Origin of the sequence: Mycobacterium simiae, from assembly GCF_008370645.1 — a bacterium.
Classification (GTDB): domain Bacteria; phylum Actinomycetota; class Actinomycetes; order Mycobacteriales; family Mycobacteriaceae; genus Mycobacterium; species Mycobacterium simiae_A.
Genome location: NZ_VTZN01000261.1, coordinates 1 through 4,767 on the forward strand (window position 1 = coordinate 1; position 4,767 = coordinate 4,767).

Here is a 4,767-nt window from a genome sequence, read left to right on the forward strand (position 1 = left end):
CAGGGCAACGACCTGGTGGTGGACACGTCGTCGTTCTACCGGCCAACCCAAGCCGCGGCCTACCCAATCGTGCTGGTGACCTATGAGATTGTCTGCTCGCGGTACCCGGATGCCCCCACCGGCGCTGCCGTAAAAGCTTTTATGCAGGCCACGATTGGCGATGGCCAGATAGGTTTGGACGAATACGGGTACATTCCGCTGCCGAACTCCTTCCAGTCGAAATTGATCCCAGTGGTCAACGCCATCACGTGATGAGATCATCACCATCCCGAACGTCGGGTCAGACCCCGGGCGGGCCGTTATTGTGCGGACGCAAGCGAATTCGTCAAGCCGCTCAGCGATTTGGCTGCCCGACGATTCCGGCGGCTGTCATACGACGCGGGCTACACAGTGCCCCTCGGATTCGAGTTCGCTGTGAGTAGCACCATTTTGTTGTGTGCTTACTCTCTGAGGATTTACCGTGGGTTAACCAGCCGTTTCGGGTGATCCGGTGGCCGGGTGAAGGGAGCGTCGACGGTGAGCGAGACCGGGCCGGGTTCGCGGGTTGGGTCGCGCTTCGGCCCCTACCAGCTGGTGCGCTTGATCGGCCGCGGTGGCATGGGCGAGGTTTACGAGGCCGAGGACACCCGCAAGCACCGGGTGGTGGCGCTGAAGCTGATCTCGACGCAGTACTCCGAAAACCCGGTGTTTCGCGCACGGATGCAACGCGAGGCCGACACCGCGGGACGGTTGACTGAGCCACACATCGTGCCCATCCACGACTATGGCGAGATCGACGGACAGTTCTATGTGGAAATGCGCCTCATCGACGGGGTCTCACTGCGCACGATGCTCAACCAATACGGTCCCCTTGCCCCGGCACGAGCGGTGGCCATCGTGCGCCAGGTTGCCGCCGCCCTGGACGCTGCGCACACCAGCGGTGTGACCCACCGCGACGTCAAGCCCGAGAACATTCTCGTCGCGGCCAACGACTTCGCCTATCTGGTTGATTTCGGCATCGCCCGTGCCGGCCACGACCCCGGGTTGACCCAGAGCGGCATGGCCGTGGGGACCTACAACTACATGGCCCCGGAACGGTTCACCGGCGATGAAGTCACCTACCGTGCCGATATCTATGCGCTGGCCTGTGTTTTGGGTGAATGTTTGACCGGGGCCCCGCCATATCGCACCGACAGCGTCGAACGGTTGATCGCCGCCCACCTCATGGAGCCCCCGCCACGGCCGAGTGTGCTCCGACCGGGGCGGGTTCCCCCGACCTTAGACCAGGTGATCGCCAAAGGCATGGCCAAGAACCCGCAGGACCGCTACATGAGTGCCGGAGATCTGGCGATCGCCGCCCACGACGCTCTGACCATGCCCGAGCAGCGCCAGGAAGCCAGCATCCTGCAGCGAGGCGACAATGCGATTCGGCTCGCCACTGCCGTCGATGCGGGCCGTAGCGGCGGCTGGACCAACTACACCGGCTCGGGTCCGCAGCCCCAGTCGCCACCGGCAACGGGGCCTCAACCGCCCTATCCCGTCGGGCCCACCGGGGACGAGACTGTTGCTGGGCCAGTGTCCTCGAGCCTCAGCGGATGGCGACCGAAATCGACCACCTCCGAGCAGCCGACCAAGGCCGCGCCCGTAGTCCCGGTCGCCAGTTGGCCAAGCCAACCGGGGATTTCGTCCGCCCCCGGGCCAGGTCCCAGCCCCACGGGCGCGCCGGCCTCGAGCCAGCCATCCCAACCCCAACCGACCGAGCCACGCGACAAGCGGAAGCTGTGGGTGGTTTTGGCCGTCGTCGCGGCCGTCATCCTCGTCACGGCCGGCATCAGCGCGTTTATCGCCAGCAGGCCGAAAGGCTCCGGGCAGCCGCACGGACAAATCGTGCTGCCGTTCAACGGACTGAACTTCCGCTTCGCCCCCGGTGCGGTCGCAGTCGACGACCAGGGCACCGTCTACGTCACCAACCAGACCATGTACGGCCGGGTGGTGGCGTTGCCGGCGGGGTCCAGCACGCCGACCGTCAAACCATTCAACGGCCTCTACGAGCCCACAGGGTTGGCTATCGATGGGTCCGGCACGATTTACGTCAGCGATTTCAACAACCGCGTGGTGTCCTTGTCCGCCGGGTCGAACAATCAGGTCGTGTTGCCTTTCACCGGCCTCAACTACCCTGAGGGTCTCGCCGTGGACGCCCAGGGCGGTGTCTATGTCGCCGACCGGGGCAATAATAGGGTGCTCAAGCTAGCGGCCGGCTCAACCAACCAGACCGTCTTACCCTTTAACGGCCTCAAGAACCCCGATGGGGTGGCCGTGGACACCGATGGGAATGTCTACGTCACCGATACCGACAATAACCGGGTACTGAAGCTGGACGCCGGGACCAGCAATCAATCCGTGCTTCCGTTCGGCGGCCTGACCGCGCCATGGGGCATCACGGTGGACAATGAGGGCAACATCTACGTCACCGAGCACGACGACAACGCGGTAATGAAACTGGCGGCCGGCGCGACCGCGCCCACCCAGCTGCCATTCACCGGGCTCAACACCCCACTGTCGGTGGCAGTGGACAAAAAGGGCAACATCTACGTCGCCGACCGCGGCAACGGCAGGGTGCTGAAACTCGCCCAGGGTTCCTGAGTTGCGCTACCGCCTTCGGGTGGCCAGAAAGCGCATAGCTGCGGAGAGCAGGTTGATCACGGCCACCAGAATGATCAACGTCAGTGCCGCACCCCAGACGCGCAAGAAGCCGGCGTGTTCGGGATTGGTGAGCTCGGTGTAGATCAGTAGCGGCAACGAGGCCATGTTGCCGTTGAAGATGTCGAAGTTGATCGACCGGCTGTAGCCGACCAGCACCAACACCGGCGCGGTCTCGCCGATGACGCGCGCAATGGACAACAGAATTCCGGACACTATGCCTGGCATGGCGATCGGGACCACGATGCGCACGATGGTCTTCCATTTCGGAACGCCCAACGCGTAGCTGGCTTCCCGTAGTTCATCGGGAACCAACCTGAGCATCTCCTCGGTGGAGCGCACCACCACCGGCAGCATCAACAGGACCAAAGCCAACGACACCGCCAAGGCACTTTGCTGAAAGCCCATGGTGGCAATCCACAGGCTGAAAATGAACAATGCCGCCACAATTGAGGGCACCCCGGCAAGCACGTCGACCATGAACGTGGTGACCCGCGCCAGCCGGCCAGCGCCGTATTCGACCAGATAGACCGCTGTCATGAGGCCCAGCGGCACGGCTAACAGCGCTGATACCCCGGCTTGCACCAACGTCCCGTACAGCGCATGGTAGATCCCGCCGGCGAACTCCTCTGGTAGCACGCCGCGAAGCGAATGTGTCCACCAGTCCAGTCTGGTGACGGCGTACCAACCCCGCTCAATCACCACCCACAGCAGCCACACCAGTGGCACCAGCGCTACCGCGAACGAGGTGAAGAACAGCACTGTCGCGATGTCGTTCTTGATCCGCCGCGAGAGGCTTAGCGGGCGAAACACTGCCGCTTTGACTGGCTGGTCGAGCGCGTTAAGGGTCATCCGTTGACCTTCCCGCCGGCGATGCCACGAGCCGCCGCATTGACCACGAAGGTCAGGACGAACAGCGCAAATCCCGCCGAGATGTAGGCGCCTGTCGGCAGCGGCTCACTGAACTCAGAAGCCGCAGAGGCAATCTTGGAAGCGAAGGTGTAACCGCCGTCGAACAGCGACCAATTTCCCGGCCGGGCAGCTGAACGCAGGATGATCAGCACCGCGACGGTTTCGCCCAACGCGCGCCCCAAACCCAGCATTGACGCCGCGACGACACCGCTGCGACCGAAGGGCAGCACGGTCATCCGCACTACCTCCCACTTGGTGGCGCCGAGCGCCTGCGCAGCTTCGATCTGGATCTGCGGAGTTTGCCGGAACACCTCGCGCGATACCGACGTGATGATGGGCAGGATCATCACCGAGAGCACAATGCTTGCGGTGAAGATGGTGCCGCCGCCGGCTAGCGATACGTTGCCGCGCTTGAACAAGAACAGCCACCCAAGGTTGCGGTTGAGGAAGTGCGCGACCGGCTCTAGCTCTGGAGCCAGCACGAAGATTCCCCACAACCCGTACACAATCGACGGCACCGCGGCCAGCAGATCCACCATCGCGCCGAACGGACGCGACAGCCTTCGCGGCGCGTATTGGGTGAGAAACACCGCGATCCCGACCGCTACCGGCACGGCCAGCGCCAGGGCGGTTATCGAGCTGAGCACCGTGACCATCAGCAGGTCGCGGATGCCGAACGCCAGCTTTTCGTCGTCGGCTGTGTTGAATTCGGCGCTGGTGAAGAAGTTCACGTGATTGGCGCGTAGCGACGGAATGGCACGGACCAACAGGAACACAGCGATCAGCAAAATGGCGATGACGATCGTCGAACCGGCCGCGGAGGCAAGGAACTTGAACAGCCGGTCCCCGCGCCGGGAGGAGCGCCCGCCTACCACCCGTAGCTCAGGCTTGGGCTGCGGGCCTTGGACCACGTCGGCTTCGATTTCAGGCGATGGCGTTGACCGCAGTGGACAACCTCGACTTGAACGCGTCCGGGATGGGAATGTAGCCGTTGTCCGCCAAGCCGTTCTGGCCGGCGCCGATGGTCGACTGCAGGAAGGCCTTGACCGCGGTCCCAACCTGCGCGTCCGGATACTTCGAGCAGACGATCTCGTAGGTCGCCAGCACGATCGGGTAGGAACCAGGCTGCGTTGGCTTGTAGAACGACACCGTGTCCAGCACTAAGTCGTTACCCTG

General features: G+C 63.5%; 3 protein-coding genes and 2 pseudogenes. 2 read left to right on the plus strand and 3 right to left on the minus strand.

The window, feature by feature from the left end; translation table 11 throughout:
• A pseudogene (locus F0Q45_RS24295) lies at positions 1-252 on the plus strand (phosphate ABC transporter substrate-binding protein PstS); the annotation flags it as partial.
• 264 nt (positions 253-516) lie between these two features.
• Positions 517-2,622 carry a serine/threonine-protein kinase PknD gene (locus F0Q45_RS24300; protein WP_149656323.1) on the plus strand — a complete coding sequence of 702 codons (2,106 nt, stop codon included), beginning with the start codon at positions 517-519 and terminating at the stop codon, positions 2,620-2,622.
• 6 nt (positions 2,623-2,628) lie between these two features.
• Here the strand turns inward: F0Q45_RS24300 and pstA are convergent, their stop codons facing one another.
• From pstA to F0Q45_RS24315, 3 genes and pseudogenes are all read right to left on the minus strand, one after another.
• Entirely contained in the window at positions 2,629-3,531 is a 903-nt protein-coding gene (pstA, locus tag F0Q45_RS24305) for a phosphate ABC transporter permease PstA (protein WP_149656324.1), read from the minus strand.
• Positions 3,528-4,502: a phosphate ABC transporter permease subunit PstC gene (pstC, locus tag F0Q45_RS24310; protein WP_149656325.1), complete on the minus strand. Its 975-nt coding sequence runs from the start codon at positions 4,500-4,502 to the stop codon at positions 3,528-3,530. Before pstC ends, pstA begins: the two co-directional genes overlap by 4 nt.
• A gap of 13 nt (positions 4,503-4,515) precedes the next feature.
• Positions 4,516-4,767 (minus strand): annotated as a pseudogene (locus F0Q45_RS24315) (phosphate ABC transporter substrate-binding protein PstS); the annotation flags it as partial.

Coding starts and splice junctions, on each gene's coding strand:
- pstA (WP_149656324.1), bottom strand. CDS start 3,531: ATGACCCTTAACGCGCTCGACCAGCCAGTCAAAGCGGCAGTGTTTCGC.